Annotated in this window: 16 protein-coding genes; 4 read left to right on the plus strand and 12 right to left on the minus strand. The window is 72.4% G+C overall.

Features of this window, described 5'->3' with window-relative positions; translation table 11 throughout:
* Positions 1–254: 254 nt before the first annotated feature.
* The gene (locus ACFY04_RS13320; protein WP_389116357.1) at positions 255–1,373 is read right to left on the minus strand and encodes a serine hydrolase domain-containing protein; all 1,119 of its coding nucleotides are present in this window, start codon (positions 1,371–1,373) and stop codon (positions 255–257) included.
* A 171-nt stretch (positions 1,374–1,544) separates the two neighbouring features.
* On the opposite strand from ACFY04_RS13320, the gene ACFY04_RS13325 reads away from it, so the two are divergent.
* Positions 1,545–2,204: a TetR/AcrR family transcriptional regulator gene (locus tag ACFY04_RS13325; protein WP_389116359.1), complete on the plus strand. Its 660-nt coding sequence runs from the start codon at positions 1,545–1,547 to the stop codon at positions 2,202–2,204.
* 387 nt (positions 2,205–2,591) lie between these two features.
* Positions 2,592–3,329, plus strand: a complete 738-nt coding sequence (locus ACFY04_RS13330) for an NPP1 family protein (RefSeq protein WP_389116541.1) — start codon at positions 2,592–2,594, stop codon at positions 3,327–3,329.
* Between the two features lie 106 nt (positions 3,330–3,435).
* On the opposite strand, the gene ACFY04_RS13335 is transcribed toward ACFY04_RS13330, so the two are convergent.
* From ACFY04_RS13335 to ACFY04_RS13355, 5 genes are all read right to left on the minus strand, one after another.
* The gene (locus tag ACFY04_RS13335) at positions 3,436–4,614 is read right to left on the minus strand and encodes a substrate-binding domain-containing protein (protein ID WP_389116360.1); all 1,179 of its coding nucleotides are present in this window, start codon (positions 4,612–4,614) and stop codon (positions 3,436–3,438) included.
* Positions 4,615–4,647: 33 nt separating this feature from the next.
* Positions 4,648–5,706 carry an ABC transporter permease gene (locus ACFY04_RS13340; RefSeq protein WP_389116543.1) on the minus strand — a complete coding sequence of 353 codons (1,059 nt, stop codon included), beginning with the start codon at positions 5,704–5,706 and terminating at the stop codon, positions 4,648–4,650.
* 2 nt (positions 5,707–5,708) lie between these two features.
* Positions 5,709–7,259, minus strand: a complete 1,551-nt coding sequence (locus ACFY04_RS13345) for a sugar ABC transporter ATP-binding protein (RefSeq protein WP_389116362.1) — start codon at positions 7,257–7,259, stop codon at positions 5,709–5,711.
* A 131-nt stretch (positions 7,260–7,390) separates the two neighbouring features.
* Complete coding sequence (locus tag ACFY04_RS13350) at positions 7,391–10,258, minus strand: SpoIIE family protein phosphatase (protein WP_389116363.1); 2,868 nt, start codon at positions 10,256–10,258, stop codon at positions 7,391–7,393.
* 107 nt (positions 10,259–10,365) lie between these two features.
* Positions 10,366–11,337, minus strand: a complete 972-nt coding sequence (locus ACFY04_RS13355; RefSeq protein WP_389116364.1) for a cyclase family protein — start codon at positions 11,335–11,337, stop codon at positions 10,366–10,368.
* A 91-nt stretch (positions 11,338–11,428) separates the two neighbouring features.
* On the opposite strand from ACFY04_RS13355, the gene ACFY04_RS13360 reads away from it, so the two are divergent.
* Positions 11,429–12,388: an NAD-dependent epimerase/dehydratase family protein gene (locus ACFY04_RS13360; protein WP_389116366.1), complete on the plus strand. Its 960-nt coding sequence runs from the start codon at positions 11,429–11,431 to the stop codon at positions 12,386–12,388.
* 19 nt (positions 12,389–12,407) lie between these two features.
* Positions 12,408–15,824: an aminotransferase class I/II-fold pyridoxal phosphate-dependent enzyme gene (locus ACFY04_RS13365; protein WP_389116367.1), complete on the plus strand. Its 3,417-nt coding sequence runs from the start codon at positions 12,408–12,410 to the stop codon at positions 15,822–15,824.
* Positions 15,825–15,834: 10 nt separating this feature from the next.
* On the opposite strand, the gene ACFY04_RS13370 is transcribed toward ACFY04_RS13365, so the two are convergent.
* The 6 genes from ACFY04_RS13370 to ACFY04_RS13395 form a co-directional block, all read right to left on the minus strand.
* Complete coding sequence (locus ACFY04_RS13370; protein ID WP_389116369.1) at positions 15,835–16,413, minus strand: toxin; 579 nt, start codon at positions 16,411–16,413, stop codon at positions 15,835–15,837.
* On the minus strand, positions 16,410–16,868 hold the full coding sequence (locus tag ACFY04_RS13375; protein ID WP_389116370.1) for a helix-turn-helix domain-containing protein: 459 nt from the start codon (positions 16,866–16,868) through the stop codon (positions 16,410–16,412). The genes ACFY04_RS13370 and ACFY04_RS13375 overlap by 4 nt, the downstream gene beginning before the upstream one ends.
* Before the next feature lie 299 nt (positions 16,869–17,167).
* Positions 17,168–18,319 carry an MAB_1171c family putative transporter gene (locus tag ACFY04_RS13380; protein ID WP_389116371.1) on the minus strand — a complete coding sequence of 384 codons (1,152 nt, stop codon included), beginning with the start codon at positions 18,317–18,319 and terminating at the stop codon, positions 17,168–17,170.
* A 38-nt stretch (positions 18,320–18,357) separates the two neighbouring features.
* Positions 18,358–19,089 (minus strand): TetR-like C-terminal domain-containing protein, encoded by a 732-nt coding sequence (locus ACFY04_RS13385; protein ID WP_389116372.1) that lies wholly within the window; start codon positions 19,087–19,089, stop codon positions 18,358–18,360.
* Between the two features lie 127 nt (positions 19,090–19,216).
* Complete coding sequence (locus ACFY04_RS13390) at positions 19,217–19,936, minus strand: LmeA family phospholipid-binding protein (RefSeq protein WP_389116373.1); 720 nt, start codon at positions 19,934–19,936, stop codon at positions 19,217–19,219.
* A complete protein-coding gene (locus ACFY04_RS13395) occupies positions 19,933–22,206 on the minus strand; it encodes an MMPL family transporter (protein WP_389116374.1) in 2,274 nt (757 codons plus the stop codon). Before ACFY04_RS13395 ends, ACFY04_RS13390 begins: the two co-directional genes overlap by 4 nt.
* Positions 22,207–22,269: the final 63 nt, after the last annotated feature.

A 22,269-nucleotide genomic window follows, 5' to 3' on the forward strand; every position in this document is an offset into this window, starting at 1 on the left:
GGCGGCGGCGGGCGCGGGGGGGCGGGCCCCCCCCCCCGCGCGCGGGGCGGCCCCCCCGGGGGGGGGGGGCGCCCCCCGCCCCCCCCCCCCCCCCCCCCCCCCCCCCCCCCCCCCCGCCCGGGTCGGGAGGTGACTCGCAGGCATGGACGAATCGCGCAGGGCCTGGTTCATGATCGGCGCCGTCATCGCCGTCATCCTCCTGGACCTCCTGGCCATCATCCTGATGAACACCCTCGGCTGATGCCCGGACCCGGTCAGCCGTACATCGCCAGGCGGTACAGCGTCGCGAGCGCGCCGTCGATGGGATGGGGCTGCGGCCTGCCGGCGGAGTCGAGCCTGTTCCACCTCTGCAGGTTCACCGCGACCGCCATCTGCCGCTTGCCGTCGGCACGGGTCATGGCCAGCGCTCCACCACCCCAGACCGTGCCGCCATGGCCCCAGAAGATGCCCTGGCCGGGACCTTCCATCGGGTGCAGGCCGAGGCCGTAGTCGATCGTCCTTCCCTCCTGGGAGACGACCGGGACCGTGCGTTGCATCTGCGCCAGCGACGACGGGCTGACGATCTCCCCGGCCAGCAGCATGCCGTAGAAACGGTTGAGGTCCGCGACGGTCGATATCAGCGAAGCCGACGGCCCCACCCATGACATGTCGTAGACGCTGTAGTCGCGCGGCGGGTCGATCATGCCGAACCACGCCTCGTAGAGCTGCGAGTGCGGCCCGCCGACGTACGGTCCGGCGGGGAGTTCGGTGTCCCGGAGCCCGGCGCGCTCGATGATGTTCCGGGTGATGTACCGCTCGGCCGTAGTGCCGGTCACCTGTTCCAGGAGTTCGACGAGGAGCAGGTAGTTGGTGTTGGAGTACACCCCCGGCCAGCCGCCCGGGGTGCCGACGGCAGGTGCGGTGACCCCCATCCCGATCAGTTCGGTGGGGTGGAACCGCGTGAACCGGTGGTCGTCCAGGCTCTGGGGTCCGGTGTCCGCGAGGGCGGGGAACGCCTTCAGGGAGGGGTAGGCGTACGGGAGGTATTCGGCGAGGCCGCTGGTGTGGTTGATCAGCATGCGGACGGTGATCGCGTCACCGCGTTCTCCGGGAACCAGCCGCGGAAGGTACCGGCCGATCGGTGTGTCGAGACCGATCCGGCCGCTCTCGACCTGTTGCAGGACCGCGGCGGCGGTGAAGGTCTTGGTGATGCTGCCGACGCGGTGGCGCATGTCGGCGGTGACGGGGAGACCGGTGTCGACATCGGCGACCCCGGTGGCGCCGCGCCAGACCTGGTCGCCGTCACGCACTTCGGCGAACAGGCCCGGCATTCCGGCGCGGTGGACGTCTTCGAGGGCTGCGTTCAGCGCCGCGGAATCCAGTGGGTTCTTCACGTCATGCGTCCTTTCGCATTCCCCGGGGTGGGCTCCGCATCGGTCGCCTGACCCGGACAACAGGGCACGAGTGGCATGCCGGCCTGCCCGGCATCCTCATGTCCTCATTATGCACGCGGTGCGTGCAACACCGAGTGCATAGGTAGGATGAGATCCGGCGAAAGGAGCAAGATGGCAGGCCGAAGGCGTTGGTCGACCGAAGAGATCCTGGATGCGGCGGCGGAGCTGCTGCGCACGAGCGACGCGGATTCGTTCAGCGTGCGCAAGCTGGCCGCGGCCCTCGGGACCGATTCCTCCAGCCTCTACCGGCACTTCCGCAGCAAGACCGAACTACTGCGTGCGGTCGCCGACCGGATTCTCCTGGCCGCGATGGACGGCTACCGCCCCGAGGGCGACTGGAAGCAGCGCATCACGTCGCTGGCCCTGCGTGCGAGAGAGGCCTTCGGGCAGCAGCCCCAGCTCGCCGCGGTCTGGGGGCGCTACGCATCAAGCGGCACCGGTTCCCGGCTGGTCATGGAAGAGGTGCTGCAGGCCCTGCGCGCGTCGGGGCTGCCCGACGAGGAGATCCCGCTGCGCTACCACCGCCTCGCGGTCCTCCTCGCCGCGCTGATCGCCTCCGAGGCCGGAGTCAGCACCGTCACCCCCGAAGAGCACGAACAGGGCATGGAGCTGTTTCGCGTCGCGGTACTCGGCGCCGACCCCGAACGCTTCCCGGCCCTGGCCCACTTCGCCCGCGACGTCCGCCCCCTCGGGGTGGAGCGCCGCGCCGCGTTCGAAGAGATCCTCGCCGCCCAACTCGCCCACATCGAGGCCGCGATCCGCCCGAGCTAGCTGCTGCCCGTAGTCGACCGCCCGGCAGAACCTCGTCCTCCGGTCTCCGGGACGGGCTGTATCACGACCATCCGGTGGAGTGTTCCGCGCCCGCGCCCGCATCACATTCCGCTGGGATTCCCTCATCGGCCTCCTGGCCGGCCCGACGGGTGGCCTGCCCTGTGACTCATCTCTGATATTCCGTCAATTTCCTTGTGTACAAGGCTTTCCTGGCCCTTCGGTACGCAAGGAACGGAGTCTGCCCGGCCTCTTGCCGTGTCGCCCCGGTTCGCGAATGATGCTCGCGGCGTGTCGGTCGGCGGTGTTCCGCCGTGACGCGTCCGCCCCCCTCGCACCCGGCCGGCCAGGAGGCCCGTTTTGCGGACGAACCGTCACATCCGGAGATCGATGGTGGTCGTCGGTGCCGCTCTCGCGGTGGTCGTCGCCGTTCCCCAGGTGGCCTTCGCGGCGCCGCCCCCGGCGCTCCCCGGCAGAGCCGAAGCGATCGAGCTGACCTACCAGCCCGCCTACGACTACGACACCGACGGCTGCTACCCGACGCCCGCCATCAGCGCGAGCGGGGTTCTGAACGGCGGTCTCAGACCCACCGGCGCCCTCAACGGCAGCTGCCGGGACGCCTCGGACCTCGACAACACCAACGGCTACTCCCGCTGGGCCTGCAACAACGGCTGGTGCGCCGTCATGTACGCGCTCTACTTCGAGAAGGACCAGGCCCTGCCCGGCATCGAGCTCGGCGGGCACCGCCACGACTGGGAGCACGTGGTCGTGTGGATCCAGGGCAACGAGGCCAAGTACGTCGCGACCTCCGCGCACGGGGACTTCAACATCCACTCGCGCGACCAGATCCGCTGGGACGGCAACCACCCCAAGATCGTTTACCACAAGGACGGCATCGGCACGCACTGCTTCCGCGCCGCGAACACCAACGACGAACCGCCCGAGAACCACCGTCGCGCCTGGCAGTTCCCCACCCTCGTCGGGTGGTCGGGCTACCCGGCGACCGTGCGGGACAAGCTCACCCAGGCCGATTTCGGCAGCGCGCACTTCGGCCTGAAGGACGGCTCCTTCGCCTCCCACCTGGCGGAGGCCAAGCCGGCGGGCATCCCGTTCGACCCGTACCAGTAACACCCGGCACCCGGCACCCGGCACCCGGCACCCGGCACCCGGCACCCGGCACGCCAAGGCCACCGGCCCCGCACCGAGCGGGGCCGGTGCCCGCCGCGCCGTGTCGTCAGCCCGCCCAGATCCTGCGGTACTCCTCGCGGTAGCCGGACGGATCCCAGGACGTGGCGCCGTCGCTGTTGTCGGCCGTGGCGATGTGCACGGGGGCGACGTAGCCGCTGGCCGGCCGGTCGGCGAAGGCGCGGTTGAACTCGTCGATGATCTGCCAGCCCTGCTGGTTCAGCGGCTCGGGCACGGTGGCGGCCTGGAACTGCTTGCTGTTGATCCGCTGGAACGCGGAGGGGTCGCCGTCGCCCGCACCGATGTTGAAGGGCGGCCCGGAGCCGGGCTTGCCGGCCGCGCGCAGGGCCGGGGCCGCGTCCGCGAAGTAGAGGTCGTTGATGGCGGCGGAGTACGTCCAGTCGTCCTGGAAGCGGGAGAGCAGCGAGGAGACCGCCTGCGGGGTGCGGCTCGCGGCGTCGGGGATGGGGATGTTCTCGTAGCTCAGGAGCCGGACGCCGGAACAGGTGGCGAGCTCCTTGCGGATCAGCTCGGCCTTGTTCTTCGCGAACGGGATCGAGTCGTCGGTGAAGAGGACGACCCCGGCATCACCCGCGGACCGGGCGATGATCCAGTCCGCGCTGATCCTCGCCACGTCCTCCACCTTGGTGGTGACGTTGGTGAACAGCTTCGGTCTCTCGCTCGGGCCGGGGGAGCCCACCGCGTGCCAGCCGATCACCGGGATGTGCGCCGCTTCGGCCCGCGCCATCTGCTGCGAGGTCAGCTGCGGATCGAAGCCGCCGATGACGATGCCCGAGGGCCGAAGGGTGATGGCCTGGCTGAGCGCCGCCTGGATGCCGGCCGGGGTGCCGTCCCCGTCGATCACCCGGACCTGCCAGCCGATGGCCTTCGCGGCCTCCTCGACGCCCTTCGCGACGCCCGCGACACCGGGGTTGGTCATGGTCTGGGCGACGTAGACGACCGACTTGCCGGGGACCGCCGCGGGGCCGGTGGTGGGGCCGTGCCAGGCGGTGTCGGCGTTCTCGGCGTTCTCGGCCCGCGCGACGGCCGCCGCGGCGCTCGCGAGGGCGTTGGGGCAGCCCGCCTTCGGCGGCGCGGCGCCGGTGGAGGGGCCGCCGCTCCCGCAGCCGGCGACGAGGGCGGCGGCCGCTGCCAGCAGGGCCGCGGTGGCCGAGCGGGTGGTCCTGCGGTGCGGGTGCGGGTGTGAGTGCGAGTCCTTCGGGTACACGGTGCTCCTGACGCGGTGCGCGTACGAACTTTTCTAGGGGGTGCGCAGCCGGCGGCGGGCGGAGTAGCCGGCCAGGCCGACGGCGATGAGCAGGGTGGCCCCGTTGAACAGCGGCGTGGCCCAGAAGTCGGCGCCGAGCTGGCCGATGCCGGCGAGGCCGATGGCGAGGACGGCGACCGCCACGACGGTGCCGAGTGCGTTGACGCGGCCGGGTTTGATCGTCGTGGACCCGAGCAGGGCGCCGACGAAGGCGGGCAGCAGGTAGTCCAGCCCGACGCTCGGGTTGCCGGTCTGCTGCTGGGCGGCGAGCAGGACCCCGGCGAGGCCGGTGACCAGCCCCGATCCGGCGAAGGCGTAGACGGAGTACCGGTGGCTGGGGATGCCGATGATGTCGGCGGTGCGCCGGCTGGAGCCGATGACGTACATGTACCGGCCGAGCGGCAGCCGTTCCAGGACCACCCAGAGCGCGGCCGCGAGGGCCAGGACGTAGTAGGCGGGCAGCGGCAGGCCGAGGAACCGGGAGTCGTAGAGGCCGGTGAAGGCGGCCGGCAGGCCGTCCGGGCCGGGGACGATCCGGGAGCCGTCGGTGATCCAGCCGGTGACGGCGTACATCATGCTGCCGGTGCCGAGCGTGGCGATGAACGAGTCGATCCGCACGTACTCGACGATGACGCCGTTGAGGACGCCGACCAGTGCCCCGCCGAGGACCACGGTGAGGCAGGCGAGCGGCCAGGGCCAGCCCGTGTTGACGATGAGCTGCAGCACCATCACATGGGCCAGGCCGAGGCCGTAGCCCATGGACAGGTCGAACTTGCCGGTGGCGATGGGGATGGTCGCGCCGAGGGCCAGGATGGCTGGGATCGACTGGTTGGACAGGATCGAGGAGACGTTGTCCCGGGTGGGGAAGGTGTCCGGCAGGACGAGGGAGAAGACCAGGAAGAGCAGGACGGCGAGGGCCAGCAGGCCGTAGGCGCCGATGTGGTGACCCCGCAGGTGGCCCAGCGGGGACCGCGGCGGAGGCGAGGACGGGGACGGGGACGGGGACGGGGACGGGGACGAGGACGGAGGCGAGGGCGAAGGGGAAGGGGGCATGGTCATCGGTCCGTCGTGGGTCCGGTGATCGCGGGCATGGCCGAGGCGGCTCGGGTGAGTTCGGCGACCGTGAGGGCCGCACCGCTCAGCTCGGTGCTCACGCTCCCGCGGACGAACACCAGAGCGCGATGGCACACGTCCGCGACCTCTTCGAAATCGGTGGAGATGAGCAGGACCGCCAGGCCCGAGGCCAGTGCGTCGTCGAGCAGCCGGTGGATGGTCGCCTTGGCCCCGACGTCCACACCGGCGGTCGGCTCCTCCAGGACGAGCAGGCGCAGGTGCCCCCGGAGCCACCGGCCGACCATGACCTTCTGCTGGTTGCCGCCGGACAGGGTGGCGATCGGCACCTCGCTGTCGCGGGGGTGCACCGAGAACCGGTCGATGAGGGCGGTGGCCTCGGCGCGCTCGCGGCGGGGGCTGATCCAGTGCGCCGCGGGGGTGCCGGCCGCGCGCGGGTTCGCCAGGAAGTTCTCCCGCACGGTCAGGTCGGCGGCGCAGCCTTCCTCCTGACGGTTGGCCGCCACGAAGCCGACGCCGGAGTCGAGTGCGGAGTGGACCGTACGCGGGTGGTACGGCCGGCCGTCGAGCAGCACCTGCCCGCCGAGGATCGGCCGGGCGCCGGCGAGGGCGCGGCCCAGCTCCATGTGGCCGGCGCCGGTCAGGCCCACCATGCCGAGGATCTCACCGCCGCGCAGGTCCAGGCCGACCTCTCCGGTGGACACGGTCCGCACCCTGGCGAGGCTCAGCAGGGGCGCGCCGGCGGCCGGGGGAGTGCCCGCCGCCCGTCCGGCCGGTGCGTGGCCCACGATCGCGTGCACCAGTCGGTCCGGGCTGTGACCGGCGAGCGGGCCCCGGTCGACCAGCCGGCCGTCCCGCAGGACGGCGAAGGTGTCGGCGACCCGGTAGACCTCGTCGAGCCGGTGGCTGACGTAGAGGATGCCGTGGCCGCGGTCGCGCAGGGTGTGGAGTACGCCGAAGAGCCGCGCGCAGTCGGCGGCGGGGAGGGTGGCGGTCGGCTCGTCGAGCACGATGAGCCCGGCCCGGGTGGCGAGGGCGCGGGCGATGGCGACGAGCGAGCGCTCGGCGGGGCCGAGGCGGGCGATCCGGGCGTCGGCGTCCAGGTGCCCGGCGACGATCCGCAGGGCCTCGTCGCAGCGCTCCCGGGTCCGCCGCCAGGAGATCAGTCCACGGCGGCGGGGGTAGCCGGTGCCCAGGGCGATGTTCTCGGCCACCGTCATCCACGGGACGAGCCCGAGGTCCTGGTGGATGAAGGACATGTTCCGGGTCGCGGCATGGCTGCCGAGGGGATGGCCGGCCACCGTGACCTCGCCCGTGTCGGCCCGGTGCACCCCGGCGAGCACCTTGATGAGGGTGGACTTTCCGGCTCCGTTGGGGCCGAGCAGGGCGAGGACGCTCCCGCGCCGGATGTCGAGGTCGACCGAGTCCAGCGCGAGGGTGCCGCCGAACCGCTTGCTCAGGCCGCGCAGGCGGACGAGTGGTGCGGCACCGGCCGGCGAGGGTGGGCTCGCCCAGGTGTCGGGAGCGTCATGCACAGACTTCTCCGGGGGTCGGCCTCCGAGTTCTTCCCGACGGTACGGGGCACTCTACGGGGATATGTGGGGTCATTTCCGGCATAGCGCTGCGCTGTCTGACCCCAATGGCCGAACGGCCGGGGGTTCGGGGGTCATGCGGCGGCCAGCGTGCACTCGGCCCAGATGACCTTGCCGTCGGTGGTGTAGCGGGTGCCCCAGGACTGGGCGAGCTGCGCGACGAGGAACAGGCCGCGGCCGCCCTCGTCGGTGGTGGCCGACAGGCGCATGCGCGGGGCGCTGCTGCTGGCGTCGTGCACCTCGCAGATCAGGTTGCGGTCGTGGATGAGACGTACCCGGATGGGCGCGGTCCCGTACCGGACGGCGTTCGTGACCAGCTCGCTGAGCAGGAGTTCCGTGGCGAACGCGGACTCCTCCAGCCCCCACCGGTTCAGCTGGCTCACGGAAGCCGCGCGGACCTCGGAGACGAGGGCCGGATCGGCGGCCAGCTCCCAGGTGGCGATCCGGTCCGCGGGTACGGCGCGGGTGCGGGCGACGAGGAGCGCGATGTCGTCGTCGGGGTGCTCGGGTGCCACGGCGTCGAGGACCGCCTGGCAGGTTTCCTCGGGAGCCCGGTCCGGATGGGCCAGCGCCCGGTTCAGGGCGTCGAGGGCCACGTCGAGGTCGCGGTGGCGGTCCTCGATGAGCCCGTCGGTGTAGAGGACGAGCTGGCTGTGCTCGGGGAGCCGGATCTCGACCGATTCGAAGGGCAGGCCGCCGAGGCCGAGCGGGGGACCGGCGGGCAGGTCGAGGAGGGACACGGCGCCGTCGGGTCGGACCAGTGCGGGCGGAGGGTGGCCGGCGCGGGCCATCGTGCACAGCTGGGAGGTGGGGTCGTAGATGGCGTACAGGCAGGTGGCGCCGACGATGCCGGTGCTGCCGGAGCCGGGGCCGTCCCCGCCCTCCTCCCGGTCGAGGCGCACCATCAGGTTGTCCAGGTGGGTGAGGAGCTCGTCGGGGGCCAGCTCCAGCTCGGCGAAGTTGCGGGCGGCGGTGCGCAGCCGGCCCATGGTGGCGGCGGCGTGCAGTCCGTGGCCGACGACATCGCCGACGAGGAGGGCGACCCGGGCCCCGGACAGGGGGATGACGTCGAACCAGTCGCCGCCGACGCCCGACTCGGCGGGCAGATAGCGGTGGGCGACCTCGACGGCGCTCTGCTCGGGGAGGTCGCGGGGGAGCAGGCTGCGCTGCAGGGACAGGGCGAGGGTGTGCTCGCGGGTGTAGCGGCGGGCGTTGTCGATGCAGAGGGAGGCGCGGGCGGCGAGCTCCTGGGCCAGCGAGCGGTCGTCGTCCCCGTAGGGGGCCGGGTTCTGCGAGCGGTAGAAGCTCGCGACGCCGAGGACGGCGCCCCGGGCGAGCAGGGGGACCGTGATCAGGGAGTGGATGTTGTGGGCGAGGAGCCGTTCGGCGTGCCGGGGGTCCTGGGCGATCCAGCCGAAGGCGGCCCGCAGATCCTGTTCGAGCACCGGCTGCCGGGTGGCGATGCAGCGCATGTGGGGCGTGGTGGGCCGCAGGCTGATCTGCGCGCCGACCGGGTAGAAGGGGCAGTCCTCGCGGATGCCGTGGACCACCGTGCGCTGCATCTCGGTGGTGGGATGGGGGGACTCCTCCCCGAGCAGTACGCCGGCCGGCAGGTCGATGGTGACGAAATCGGCCAACCTCGGGACGGCCGTCTCGGCGAGCTCCCAGGCGGTGCGGCTCACGTCCAGCGTGGTGCCGATGCGGTTGCTGGCCTCGGCCAGCAACTCCAGGCGCCGGCGTGCCGCGACGGCGTACTTGCCCACCTCGGGCTCACCCACCAGCACCAGCCCTCTGACCCGGCCCGGGGCGGGGCCGGCGGCGGGCGCCGCCACGGCCTCACCGGCGGCCTCACGGGTGGCCTCACGGGTGGCCTCACCGGCGGCCTTACCGGCGGGGCCTTCGGCGCCCGGTGCGCCGCGTGCGCGGACCGTCGCCGGTTCCGGACCGGGGGTGACGCGGGGACGGAGCGCGGGCGGCACCGCGGCGGGGGCGTGCGGCTGGGGGTGGGTGGGGGCGGGGGCGTGCCGCTCCGAGTCCTCGGGGAGCAGTGCCTCGACGACGACCCCCTCCACCCCGGCGGCGCTCATCACGGGGCGGCTGACCAGTGTGACCCACCGGCCGCGGGACAGGGGCACTTCGGCGGCGGCCCGCCGGTCCCCGGACATCAGCTCCGTGGCCTTCTCCTTGAGGGTCGCCTGGTCGCTCTGCTCCAGCTCGCTCTGGAGGAAGTCGGCCATCGCGACCGGGTGCCCGTCGAGGCCGTGCTCGCCGCTCAGGGCCAGGCTCGCGGTGTCGAGATAGGCCTGCAGCAGACCGTGCTCGCGCGCCGAACTCTGGTCCATCAGCCGTCGTTCGATGGCTTCGGCCGCCTTGCGCACCACGGGGATCAGCGCCGGGTCCGCGTCGGTGTAGGGATAGCCGAGGCACAGGACGCCCTGGATGTGCCCGCTGAGCTGGTCGCGCAGGGGGATCGCGGTGCAGGCGCTCGCCTGGGACCGCTCGGCGAAGTGCTCGGCGCCGTAGACCTGGCACAGCCGCCTCTCCGCGAGGGTGAGGCCGATGCCGTTCGTACCGGCCACCTGCTCGGCGAACACGAACCCGGGGAGGATCTGGATCGGGGCGAGCTGCCTGAGCATGGATTTCTCGCCGAAGCGGCGGGCGAGCACCATGCCGTGACCGTCGGCGAGGCAGATGTTGGTCCGGCTGCCCGCGAAAATGCTCTGGAGCCGGTCGAGTACGGGCTCGGCGGCGCGCAGCAGCGGGCCGTCCGGGTCGACGCCCTCCTGGAACGGGAGCTCGGACTGCTCCGGCGACAGCCCCAGCAGCCGGCTGCGCTGCCACGAGCTCAGGATCGGACTTCTCACGCTCCCCTCGACCGACTCGCCCTGCAGGAATCGGTCACGGAATCGCACGGGGCCGATACGGTCTCCGACGACCCCCATGTGCATCACTTCCCCTCACCGGAGCACCCTCGATCGCCAGGTTTGAGTATATTCCTCACATTTCGGCAATGAGGTATGGGAGCGAAGCGATCAGGCGGGTGCCCGCGTCACAGGATCGCGACCGGATTGACGGGTGAGCCCGTTCCGCCGGGGACGTTCAGCGGTGCCACGACGAGCAGGAACGCGTAACGGCCCGCTTCGGCGCACGCGGCCGAGAGCGGTTCGAGGTCGAGGTTGTCCAGCAGCGGCACCCCCATCGCCGTGACGGCGAGCGTGTGGACGGGGGAGTGCAGCCCCTCGACCGGCGAAGGCCGTACGTCGCTGTCCCCGTCGCCGCCCAGCAGCGCGACGGCGCGCTCGGCCAGAAACGCGACGGCGTGCACGTGCCAGCCCGCGCTCGCCGCGTCGGGGTTCCAGGGCCCGAGCTCCCGGCGCCGGCGCAGGGCCCCGGAGCGCAGCAGCACCGCGTCGCCGTCCCCGATGGTCACCCCGAGCGCCTCCTCCGCGGCAACGATGTCCCGCGCGTGCACCGCACGGCCCGGTTCGAGCCATTCGACCCCGAGGACGGCGGGCAGGTCGACCAGGACGCCCCGCGTGACCAGGGGGCCGAGCGCCGACACCGCGCCGAAGCGGGCACCCGCCGCATCGACGTACTCACGCGCCGCGCGCCCGTCGTACAGTTGCCCTCGGTAGGCGACGTGTGACAGTGCGTCGAGGTGTGTCACGCTCTTGCCGTGGTAGTCCGCGGCCAGGAAGTCCTTGTGGACGGACGGCTCCGGGGCCTGCACGTCGCCGAGGTCGGACATGTAGTGCAGCGCGGGCTTCGCGTTGTCCGGGCCGGGGCGGGTGTCCCAGGGGCGTGCCATCGGGACGGCCGTCCCGTCCCGGACCGTGGCGGTGGCTCTGCGCGCGTGTTCCGCCGTCACCCGGTTCCAGGCCCCGCGGTCGGCCGCCGCCCACCGGCCCCACGTACGGACCGACGCGAACAGCGCGTCGAACTCCTGGCGGGAGACGGCGGGCCCGTTCGCGGGGACCTCGGCGGGGGCGCCGGTGGGGTTGCCGGTGGGGTTGCCGCTCATGTCCCCAGTGTCCGGCGGTTCGCTCCCCGGCGCTGGCCGGGAGACGTTCTCCGCGCAAGGGAGCGCCGGTCGCTCGCGCTAGGGTGCGCGCGTGAGCTTTCATGTCGTCATAGGTTTTGGACCCGCCGGCGCCGCCACCGCCCGGCTCCTCGCCGAACAGGGCCGTACCGTAAGGGTCGTCACCAGATCGGGCCGAAGCCCGGAACCCGGGATCGAACACGTCGCGCTGGACGCGACGGACACCCAGCGTCTGACCGAAGCCGCGCGGGGCGCGGCGGCGATCCACAGCTGCGCCGCACCCCCCTACCACCGCTGGGCGGACGACTGGCCGCCGCTGGCCTCGTCGCTCTGCGCCGCGGCCGAGGCGACCGGGGCCGTACTGGTCGTGCTGGGCAACCTCTACGGCTACGGCCCGGTCGACGGCCCCATGACCGAGGAACTGCCGCTCGCGGCCACCGGCACCAAGGGGCGGGTCCGCGTCGCCGTCTGGGAACAGGCGCGGAAACTGCACGAGCAGGGCCGGATCAGGGCGGTCGAGGTACGCGCCTCGGACTTCTTCGGACCCGGCGTCACCGACGGCGGCCACCTGGCCGCACGGGTCGTGCCACCGCTGCTGCGCGGCAGGCCGGTCACCACACTGGGAGACCCGGACGCCCCGCACAGCTGGACCTATCTCCCCGATGTCGCGCGGACGCTGGCCGAGGTCGCGGACGAGGAGCGCGCCTGGGGCCGCGCCTGGCACGTCCCGACCCAGCCGGCGCTGTCCGTACGGGAGATGGTCGGGCGGCTCTGCGCCCAGGCGGGAACGGGACCGGTCGCCGTGCGCGGCCTCCCGTCGGCCGTGGTCGGCGTGGCATCGCTCTTCTCCCCGCTGATCCGCGAACTCAAGGAGATCCGCTACCAGTTCGACCGTCCGTTCGTCGTAAATTCGAGCGCCTACGAGGCGGCGTTCGCGGTACGGTCCACCCCCGTCGACGAGCAGGTCAAGGCGACCTTGGAATGGTGGCGCGAACGACTCGCGACCAGCGACCGACAGGGCCGACAGGGGTGACAGGGGTGACAGGACAGGGATGGACCACATGGAGGACGCCAGGAGAGCGCGGCGGGAGGACATCGCCGTCGTGGGGATGGCGTGCCGGTTCCCGGGAGCACGCAATCTGAACCGGTACTGGCGGCTGCTGACGGCCCCGCAGGCACAGTTCGGGGCGATCCCGGACGCGCGGTGGCGCACCGCGGCCTTCACAAGCGACAACTTCCGCGACACCTCGTCGGCGTACACGGACACCATGGCGCTGCTGCCGGACGTGGGCCACTTCGACGCGGCCCACTACGGCATCCCGCCGCGCCGGGCCCGGGCGATGGACCCGCAGGCCCGGCTGCTGATCGACCTCGCCCGCGAGGCCATCCAGGACGCGGGGTGGGAGGCCGACGGCTTCGACCGCGAGGAGACCTCGGTGATCACGGCGCTCACCGAGGGCGGCTACCGCGAACTCAGCACCCTGCAGATCCGGATGCGCCAGCTGGCCGGTGGCGAGTTCGGAGCGAGGCTCGGCCACCCCCGCCTGCTGGAGACGGTCCGGGCCGTCGACGGACTCAACGGCACCTCCGTGGCCGGACTCCTGCTCAACATGGGCCCCAACACCATCAGCTCGGTCTTCGACCTGCACGGCGAGAGCTACGCCCTGGACTCCGCCTGCTCGGGCGGACTCATGGCCGTGGCCAACGCCGTGCACGCACTGCGCGCGGGCCGCTCCCGCATCGCCCTCGCGGGCGGCGCCCAACTGATACTCACCCCCGACCTGCTGGTCGGGCTGTGCCGGATCGGCGCCATCTCGCGCAGCGGCCGCTGCCTGCCCTTCGGCGCGCAGGCCGACGGCTTCGTCCTGGGCGAGGGAGCCGGGGTCCTGGTGCTGCGGCCCCTGACCGACGCGCTGGCGGCGGGCGACCGGGTCTACGCCGTGATCCGCGGCGTGGGAACGGCCAACGACGGGACCGTGCAGGGCGGTATGCACCCCCAGGCGGCCGGTCAGCTCCGCACACTGCGCCGGGCCTACCGGGACGCGGGACTCGCCCCGGACGCGGTGGGCTACCTGGAGGCGCACGGCACCGGAACCACGGTCGGCGACCCCGTCGAGCTCGGTGTCCTGCGCGAACTGCGCGGTGAGCACGCCGCACCCGCCTACCTCGGCGCCGTGAAGGCGGTGGTCGGTCACTCGCTGAACTCCGCCGGGATCGCCGGGCTCATCAAGTCGGTCCTGGCCGTGCAGCGGGGCGTGATACCCCCGCAGCCGGAGTGCGACCTGGCCGACCGCTCCGGGCTCGACGCCGCTCGGCTGACCGTGGCGACGGCCCCGACGCCGTGGCCGGACCGCGCCGGTCCGCGCCGGGCGGGGGTGAGCGCCTTCGGCTTCGGCGGCACCGGCGTCCACCTGGTGGTGGAGGAATGCACCACGGCGCCGGCCGGCCCGGCAGTGCCCGCGCCGCCGGACGACGGACCGTACATACTGGCCCTCAGCGCGCGCGACCGGGACGGACTGGCCCGCTACGCCCGGGAGCTCGCGGACAACCTCACCGACGACCGGCCCCCGCTGGCCGCGGTGGCGGACACCCTCGCCCGCCGCACACCCCTCACGCAGCACCTCACCCTGGTGGCCGAAGACGCCGCCGACGCCACCGCCCAGCTGGTGGCGGCGGCCGCCGCCGTCGCGGCGGGCCGTACGGACGAGCTCGCCGGACACACGGCCACCGGCACCGTGCCCCGGCCGCCCGCGACGGTCCGGACACCCCCGTGCACCCTGCCGCCGAGCCCGCTGGCCCCGCGCCGCCACTGGGTCGTGGACGACGCTGCGCGCGAGGTCCCGGATCCCGCCGAGGCGGCACCCGCGATACCCGCGGCACCCGCCGTGCCGCGCCCCGACGGTGACGCGTCCGCCACAGCCGTCGTGCGGGCCGCGTCCGCCGCCTCCCTCGTCCTCGAAGAGGTCTCGCGGACCGGTGTCTTCCCGCTCTCCGAGCTGAGCGGGCACCTGACCCTGGTGACCGATCTCGGATTCGACTCCCTGATGCTTCAGGAGCTCGGAATCAACATCGCCAAGCGGATACCGGGCTTCCGGTCCGAGGAGCTGTTCTCGCCCGGACTCACCGTCGGCCGGCTGATCGAACTCGCGGATCCGGACACGGATCCGCACACCGCCGCGGACCGCACGCGGACGGCGGCCCCCGCCGGACCGGCCCCCGCCGGACCGGCCCCGCCGCAGGAAGCCGTATGGGATGCCAGGACGGCCGTCATCGACGCGTTCCCGGAGGTGGGCGAGTTCGAGCAGCGCCTCGGCCGGATCACCGACAGCGGCGCAGCCAACCCGTACTTCCGGGTCCATGAGGGCAACATCCGCGACACGACCGTCATCGGGGGCCGCACCCTGCTGTCCTTCGGCAGCTACAACTACCTCGGGCTCTCCGGCCATCCGGCGGTCGACGAAGCCGTGCACCGGGCGGTGGACCGGTACGGCACCTCGGTCTCCGCGAGCCGCGTGCTCTCCGGCGAACGGGACCTGACCGTACGGCTGGAGCGGGCGCTGACCGACTTCCTCGGCGTCGGCGACTGCCTGACCCTGGTGAGCGGCCACGCCACGAACGTCACCGCGATAGGGCACCTCGTCGGCCCCGAGGACCTCGTGGTGCACGACGCGCTCGCCCACGACAGCATCCTCCAGGGCTGCACCCTGTCCGGGGCGGCGCGACGCCCCTTCGCCCACAACGACATGGGGCGGCTGGAGCACATGCTGCGGCTCAACAGGTCCCGGTTCCGGCGGGTGCTGATCGCCGTCGAGGGTGCCTACAGCATGGACGGCGACCTCGTCGACCTGCCCGCCGTGATCGAGCTGAAGAAGCGCTACGGCGCCCTGCTCATGGTCGACGAGGCCCACAGCATCGGCACCGTCGGCGAACACGGCAGGGGAGTGGGCGAGTTCTACGGAGTCGACCGGTCCGACGTGGACCTGTGGATGGGCACCCTCTCCAAGTCCTTCGCCAGTTGCGGCGGTTACCTCGCAGGCTCGGCCCGGATGGTGCGCTGGCTGCGCCACACGCTCCCCGGTTTCGTCTACAGCGTCGGCCTGACTCCGGCCAACGCGGCCGCGGCGCTGGCCGCCACCGAGCTGCTCACCGCGCAGCCGCAGCGGGTGCGTGCCCTCAGACGGAACTCCGAGCTCTTCCTCCGGCTCGCCGCCGAGGCCGGTCTGGCGACGGGCTCCAGCGCCGGCACCCCCATCGTGCCGTGCATCCTCGGCGACTCGGCGAGAACCCTGCGCGTCGCGGACGGGCTGTTCGACCGGGGCGTCGTCGCGGACCCGATCTTCCACCCCGCCGTGGAGGAGGGGCTGTCGAGACTGCGGTTCTTCATCACCAGCGAACACCGGACGGAGGACATCAGGCGGGCGGTGTCGATCCTGGCCGAAGAGGTGGCGGCAGCGGCCGCCGGGCGATAAGTGGTCCATCTCAGATCAGGGTGCGTTCGATGCGGCTGAGCGTGGCGCTCTTCGCGGGATTGCCGTCCTCGCCCGCCGCCGAGGCCGGGGCCGCGGTGTGCCGCTGATCGGCGTCGCCGATCCGCTGGGACAGGAGGTAGGCGATGATCTCCGCCTCCTGCTCCTGGACGTCGTCGTAGGTCGCCCGCAGGAGCATGTCGCGTACGAGTTCGGGGTCGAGGTTGGGGAAGAGGAGGCGCGCGGCCGCCTCGTCCAGCCCGCCTGCACCGCGATGGCAGCAGATGATGTGGCCCAGCTCGTGCAAGATGATGTGCTCCTGATGCGCGCCGGTGGTGTTGGCGTCGTAGAAGATGAGGTCCTCGTCGCGCGCGGCCACCCACATGCCGCACGGATGCGACGAGGGCATCTGCATCGGGACCAGCGTGATCGGACGGTCGCGCACCTCGCCGAGATGGCGGCACAGTTCGGCCACGTCGGCCGCCGCCGGCAGATCGAGTGCGGCGATCCGCTGCGCGCCGGCCTTCCGGAGCTTCTTGAGCCGGCTGCGGCGTTCGTGGTCGGCCGCCCGCTCCTTGCGGGCGCCCCTCATGGCGACTCGGAGGGGTCTGCGACGGGCGGCAGGCCCTGCATCTGCCGGTACTGGTCCATGATGGCCGTGATGGCCTGGAGGTTCTCCTTCTTCATCCCGGCCGCCCGCATCGCCACGGCGCGCACCCCGGACTGGCGCAGCGCCTCGATGGCGGCGAGCTCGCCGAGCACGGACTCGGCGACCTTGTCGTCGAAGAAGTAGGCGACCGAGACCCCGAAGAAACGGGCCAGGGCGGACAGCAGGTCGGGTGACGGGTTGGAGCGCTTCCCCGTGCGCAGCTGCGACAGGTACACACCCCCGACCTTGAGTTCGGGGTTGACCCGCTTCAGCTCGTCCGCGACCTCGGCGTTGGTCCAGTGCTTGCCCTTGGGGCGGACCGTCCGGAACAGGTCGTCGAGGCGCTTCGCGAGCAGGGGGCGTTCCTCACTCCCGTTCTCGGTGTCGTTCTCGGTCATGGTGAACCATCCTCCCGCCGCCTCCTCGGTATAGCCCTCAGCTATACGACAGTTTCACAGATTAGCGGTCAGTTGACAATTGACCAGGACTCGGCGAACGTGGGGTCCGGCCGATAGCTGGCAGCTAACTTGCGCTCACGGGGGACGCGATGTTGGCCGCCGGTGACATCGGACTGGCCCGGCCCTCGGGGGATGGGCCGGGCCAGTCCGGGCGGGAGCCACCCGTCCGGCCGCCAGAACAGCGGGGGAAACGGGATACCCGCCCGGTTTGACGGGGGATGCAAACCGGGCGGGAGTCCTCAACTCGCCTTGTCGAGCTTACTGTAGGCGGCTGCCACTTGGGTGAGCCATGCCAGCTCTGCCGCGAAGTTGTTCGTATCGCGGTCGTCGAAGTCGCCCGCGTCCTTGTTGTTCCGGGGCACCGTGTGGGTCAGTTTTGCCTGCAAGGCGCGCTTGATCTGTGCAGCTTCGGTGAAGGCTTGCCGTGACTCCGCGCTCCCCTCCTTGGCCGGATCGTGACCCTCGCCCGCGGTGCGGTCGATGTACGGACGCAAGTCCCGCCACCCGTCGCGTATTTCGACGACCCGGCGGTGCAGGCGGTAGTCGAGGTCGGACACCGAGGCGCCGGGCGGCTCCAGGGCGATGTCCGGGGAGGACTCGTACAGGTCCCGCCACAACGGGTAGAGCGCCCGGTACGAGCGGTACGTGCGGGCCCACTCCAGGAGCCGGGTCGCCGCCGGGCCCCAGGAGGAGTTGGTCAGGCTGAGCGAGAGCATGACGATGCCCGCGGCGCTGAACACCGAGGCGGCGACCTTCCAGGCGCCGATGTCGACCCCGCCCGCCGCCGTGAGGATGTTGACCGTCCTGGCCAGGCAGTAGAGGAACAGGACCACCGCGGTGACCGAGAGCAGCCGCAGGGCCTGGCGCAGCGAGGCGTTGTCGGTCATCCGGGCGTACGGCCCGCACTGAAGGTAGATCGTGACGCACGGAATCGCCTGGGAGACGATGAACGCCAGGAGATAGGTGAGCAGCAGCGGCTCGCCGGTGCCGTCGAAGTCCGAGGCCGGCCGGCCGGTGCCGTCGGCGAGGAAGAAGAGGGCCGCCAGCAGCACGTCGAGGGCGATGCCGGTGATCACCCAGTAGCGGGTCTTGCGTGCGGCCTCCTCGTCCGCCGCGGCCCACCGCAGCAGGATGATCTGCGCGCTGACGCAGAAGGCGACCGCCGACAGGTGCATGAGGAGGACGGCGAGGTTGCCGACTCCCAGGAGGGGCCCGCCCCCCATGGCCAGGGCTCCCATGGTGAAGGTGAGGCACTGGAGGAGCAGAGTGGCGATCAGCGTGCGGTACGCGCCGTCCTTCCAGCTGCGCCGGGCCTGGCACAGCCGGTAGACGAGCGCCGCGTACGACGAGAGCGCCGCGATGACGAAGCAGAGGGTTCTGGTGGTGTTCACGTCCTGGTTTTCTGCCGGTGCCGCGGGCGGCGGGCGGGTCAGTCGGTGTTCTCGGCCAGGGGGACCACGAGGCCGATGCTCTCGGCGGCCACGGCGATGGCGTAGTCGAAGAACGCGGCCTCGTCCCGGACACTGTCGTGGGTACGGCTGAAGACCTGGAACACCAGGAGGCCGATCAGATTGCTCCATAGGACGATGCCGCGCTCGATGACGTCCGAGAACGGGGCTTCGGGAGTGCCGCCGAAGAGCTGCACGGCCTCCGGAAGGAGCAGCGGCGGGCCGGGCACCGGCCGCCGGGGCGGGGTGAGTTCACCGGCCTCCAGTGCGGAGCGCACGATGCCGGCGAGGACCGCGGGCGTGCGCGAGGCCGACGGGACCGTGTCCTGCGGTGCGTGGTAGCCGGGCACGGGCGAGCCGTAGATCAGGGTGAACTCGGCGGGGTGGTCGAAGGACCACTGCCGCAGCGCGCGGGTGACCGCGAGGAGCCGGGCGCCCCCGGACGCGCCGGCCGCCGTGGCGGCGCCGTCGGCCTGTTCCATCGCCTCGCCGGACGCGTCGTAGGCGTCGATGACGAGTGCGGTCAGCAGATCGTCGCGGTGCGGGAACGCGGCTTCGACCTCGGCGACGGGAAGGCCGCTGTCGCGCGCCACGGCATCCAGGGACAGCCCGGCGGCGCCCAGCTTCACCAGCTGCTGACGCGCGATGTCCTTGATCACCACCGCCGGGGTGATGTCGTCGTCCTCGGTCGAACTGATTTCTGAAACATCCATGCCGGAACCGTACCCGCCGGCAACTGCAGCCGTGCGTACGGTCTTTCGGACGCCCTGGTCATGCGGTGTGATCCGGCCACCGGGCGGGTACGGAACGTTCCGGGCGAATGCGGTCGAGCGGTGGGCGTCAGATGCCGGACAGGGTGCTGGGGCCGCCCGTCAGGGAGACGTGCAGGCCGTCCGGCCGGATCTCGGCGGAGGTGGCCGCCAGCCCGAGCGGGTACTCCTTCGGCGTGCCCGCCTGCGGGCCGAAGCCGCTGGCACCGATTCCGAGCCGGTCGGTGGGGACGGAGCGGCCGAACAGGGTGAGCCCGTCGACGGCGAGGGTGACCTTGCCGTCCGCGAGGACCGGACGCAGCGTCAACTGCCCCAGCCCGCCCGGACCGACGTCCGCGAGGACCGTCCCCTTCGCAGGGTCGGTGGTGACCGCCGCCACCGCCACGGACGGTACGGCTTCGCGGATCGCGGCGGCGAGGGACTGCGTGGAGACCGTCACGTCCGCGTGGGTGCCGCCGACCGTGGTCGTTCCGCCGAGGCGGACGTCGTCCAGCCGGGCCCGGACGCGGACCTGGGAGAGCCGCCCGACCCGGGCGTCGTCGCTGCTGATGTCGAGCCGGGGGATGCTCTCGTGCGCCAGGTCCCACAGCGCCCAGCCGCCGGCGACACCGACCGCCACGTCGTCGCCGAGGCCCGGAGCCGCTTTCGCGACACGGTTGTGGATGTGGTGGCGGACCGTGTACTCGGCCGCGCCGGTGGCGACGACGGCCGGCAGGACCACGGCGACCGTGATCGTGAGGGCGGTACGGCGGCGCAGGGCGGCCCGGGTCCTCGTCAGGGGGCGCTTCATCGCCGTTCTCCTCGGGCGGGTGCGAGACCGGGTGTGGTGGCGGGATCCGGTGCGGGATCCGGTGCGGGATCCGATCCGGCCAGGGGCTCCGGCCCGGCGGGGGGCCCTTCCGGGTCGAGGTGCGGCAGGAGCCGGTCCAGCCAGCCGGGGAGCCACCAGTTGGCGCGCCCGAAGAGGTACATGGACGCGGGCACCAGGAGCAGGCGGACCACGGTGGCGTCGATGATGACGCTGACGCCGAGGCCCAGCGCGAGCATCTTGACGGCGACGTTCGTCGAGAGCAGGAAGGCCAGGAACACGCTGGTCATGATCAGCGCCGCGCAGGTGATGACGCGGGCGGTGGCGGCGAGGCCGGTGGCGACGGCCAGGTGGTTGTCCTCGTGCTGCAGCCAGATCTCGCGGATCCGGGAAAGCAGGAAGACCTCGTAGTCCATGGAGAGCCCGAAGACGATCGCGAACATCATCATCGGTACGTAGGACTCGACGGGCACCTTCTCGGTGACGCCGAACAGCGCCCCGCCCCAGCCCCATTGGAAGACAGCGACGACCACACCGTAGGCGGCGGCGATCGAGAAGAGATTGAGCACGGCGGCCTTGAGCGCCACCAGCGGGCTGCGGAAGACGGTGAGCAGCAGCAGGAACGCGGCGGCGACGACCACGGCGATGATCAGGGGCAGTTTGGCGGTGAGGGTGTCGGTGAAGGTCTGGGCGGCGGTGGCCGTGCCCGTGAGGTAGCCGGTGGCCCCGGTGCCCGACAGCGTCCACGGCACCGTCTCGTCCTGCAAGGTGTGGATCAGATCCGCGGTGGCCGCGTCCTGCGGGCCGGTGGTGGGCACGACCGTGGTGATGAGCAGGGCGTGGTCGGGGCTGGGCACCGGGGGAGTGACGGAGGCGACGCCCGGTACGGCGGCCAGCTCGCGCCGGAGCGAGGCCGCGAGGTCCTGGCGCAGGCTCTCGCTCTCGACATGGCGGCTGTCGAGGTGGGTGACGACGGTGAGCGGGCCGTTGGCGCCGGGGCCGAAGCCTTCGGTGATCAGATCGTAGGCGCGGCGGTCGGTCCTGCTGGTGGACTGGGCTCCGGCGTCGACGTGGCCGAGCTGCATGGACGCGACGGGGACCGCGAGTACGCCGAGCACGAGCAGGCCGCCGACCAGGAAGAGCCACGGGCGGCGGCTCACCCTGACGGCCCAGCGGTGCCAGACGTCCGCCTCGCCGGTGGGTTCCGCGACGGGCTCGCGGACGTGGAAGCGGTCGATGCGGCGGCCGAGCAGACCCAGCAGGGCGGGAGTCAGGGTCACGGACGCGGCGGCGGCCACGAGGACGCTGAGTCCGGCGGCGACACCGAGGGCGCCGATGAAGCCCACGCCGGAGGCGCACAGCCCGCCCAGGGCCATGGCCACCGTGGCGGCGGCGACCAGCACGGCCCGGCCGCTGGTGGCGACCGTACGGCCGACCGCCTCGTCGGGTCCGGATCCGGCGTGCAGCAGGGCCCGGTAGCGGGTGGCGAGGAAGAGCGCGTAGTCGACGCCGACGCCGAGGCCCATCATCGCGGCCAGGGTCGGGGCGGCCTGGGCGAAGCTGAAGTGCCCGGCGAGCAGTCCGAGCCCGGCCAGGCTCACGGACAGGCCGGTCACTGCCGTCACCAGGGGCAGGCCGGTGGCGGCGACGCTGCCGAAGCCGATCAGCAGCACGAGCACGGCGACGGCCAGACCGATCGCCTCCGAGGCACGGTCGGCGGACCTGGGGGTGGCCAGCTGGCCGAGCGGGGCCCCGTACTCGACGGTGACGTCGTCGGCGCGCAGCGGCTCGACGGCGGTGTCCACCCCGGCGAGGTAGGCGGGGTCGAAGCTCGCCGGGTTGCCGTCGAAGCGGACGGTCACCTGGGCGGTCCCGCCGTCCGCCGAGACGGCCCCGGGGGTGGTGAGCGGGTCGGCCACCGACAGGACCTCGGGGAGCCGGCCCAGGTGGGCGACGGCCGCCTCGATCGCCGCCCGGTGATCGGTGACCACGCCCTCGTCGGAGGTGATCACGATGGCGGAGGCCGTGCCGCCGGACCCGGTGGTGTGGGCCGTCAGCAGGTCGGCACCGGTCTGGGTGCCGGTGCCGGGGAGGGAGAAGCTGTCCGCGTAGGTGCCGCCCCAGGTGTGGTTGGCGAGCCCGAGGCCGACCAGTGCCAGTACCCACAGGGCGACGACCCGCCAGGCGTGCCGGGCGCACCAGCGCCCGCTCCGGTGGAGGAGCCCCGGCCCCTCGGCCGATTCAGTGTTCATGGGGCCACTGTGCGCGGTGTGTGTAAGGGGGGCGTGGGCGCATTGTCCGGGGAATGTAAGGGA

This window comes from Streptomyces sp. NPDC001549 (genome assembly GCF_042894025.1).
Lineage (GTDB): Bacteria > Actinomycetota > Actinomycetes > Streptomycetales > Streptomycetaceae > Streptomyces > Streptomyces kutzneri.

Excerpts from the sequence above, each read along its gene's own strand:
- ACFY04_RS13350 (WP_389116363.1), bottom strand. The coding sequence starts at position 10,258 with ATGGGGGTCGTCGGAGACCGTATCGGCCCCGTGCGATTCCGTGACCGA.
- ACFY04_RS13385 (WP_389116372.1), bottom strand. The coding sequence starts at position 19,089 with ATGGATGTTTCAGAAATCAGTTCGACCGAGGACGACGACATCACCCCG.
- ACFY04_RS13375 (WP_389116370.1), bottom strand. The coding sequence starts at position 16,868 with ATGACCGAGAACGACACCGAGAACGGGAGTGAGGAACGCCCCCTGCTC.
- ACFY04_RS13325 (WP_389116359.1), top strand. The coding sequence starts at position 1,545 with ATGGCAGGCCGAAGGCGTTGGTCGACCGAAGAGATCCTGGATGCGGCG.
- ACFY04_RS13390 (WP_389116373.1), bottom strand. The coding sequence starts at position 19,936 with ATGAAGCGCCCCCTGACGAGGACCCGGGCCGCCCTGCGCCGCCGTACC.
- ACFY04_RS13395 (WP_389116374.1), bottom strand. The coding sequence starts at position 22,206 with ATGAACACTGAATCGGCCGAGGGGCCGGGGCTCCTCCACCGGAGCGGG.
- ACFY04_RS13370 (WP_389116369.1), bottom strand. The coding sequence starts at position 16,413 with ATGAGGGGCGCCCGCAAGGAGCGGGCGGCCGACCACGAACGCCGCAGC.
- ACFY04_RS13365 (WP_389116367.1), top strand. The coding sequence starts at position 12,408 with ATGGACCACATGGAGGACGCCAGGAGAGCGCGGCGGGAGGACATCGCC.
- ACFY04_RS13340 (WP_389116543.1), bottom strand. The coding sequence starts at position 5,706 with ATGCCCCCTTCCCCTTCGCCCTCGCCTCCGTCCTCGTCCCCGTCCCCG.
- ACFY04_RS13355 (WP_389116364.1), bottom strand. The coding sequence starts at position 11,337 with ATGAGCGGCAACCCCACCGGCAACCCCACCGGCGCCCCCGCCGAGGTC.
- ACFY04_RS13330 (WP_389116541.1), top strand. The coding sequence starts at position 2,592 with ATGGTGGTCGTCGGTGCCGCTCTCGCGGTGGTCGTCGCCGTTCCCCAG.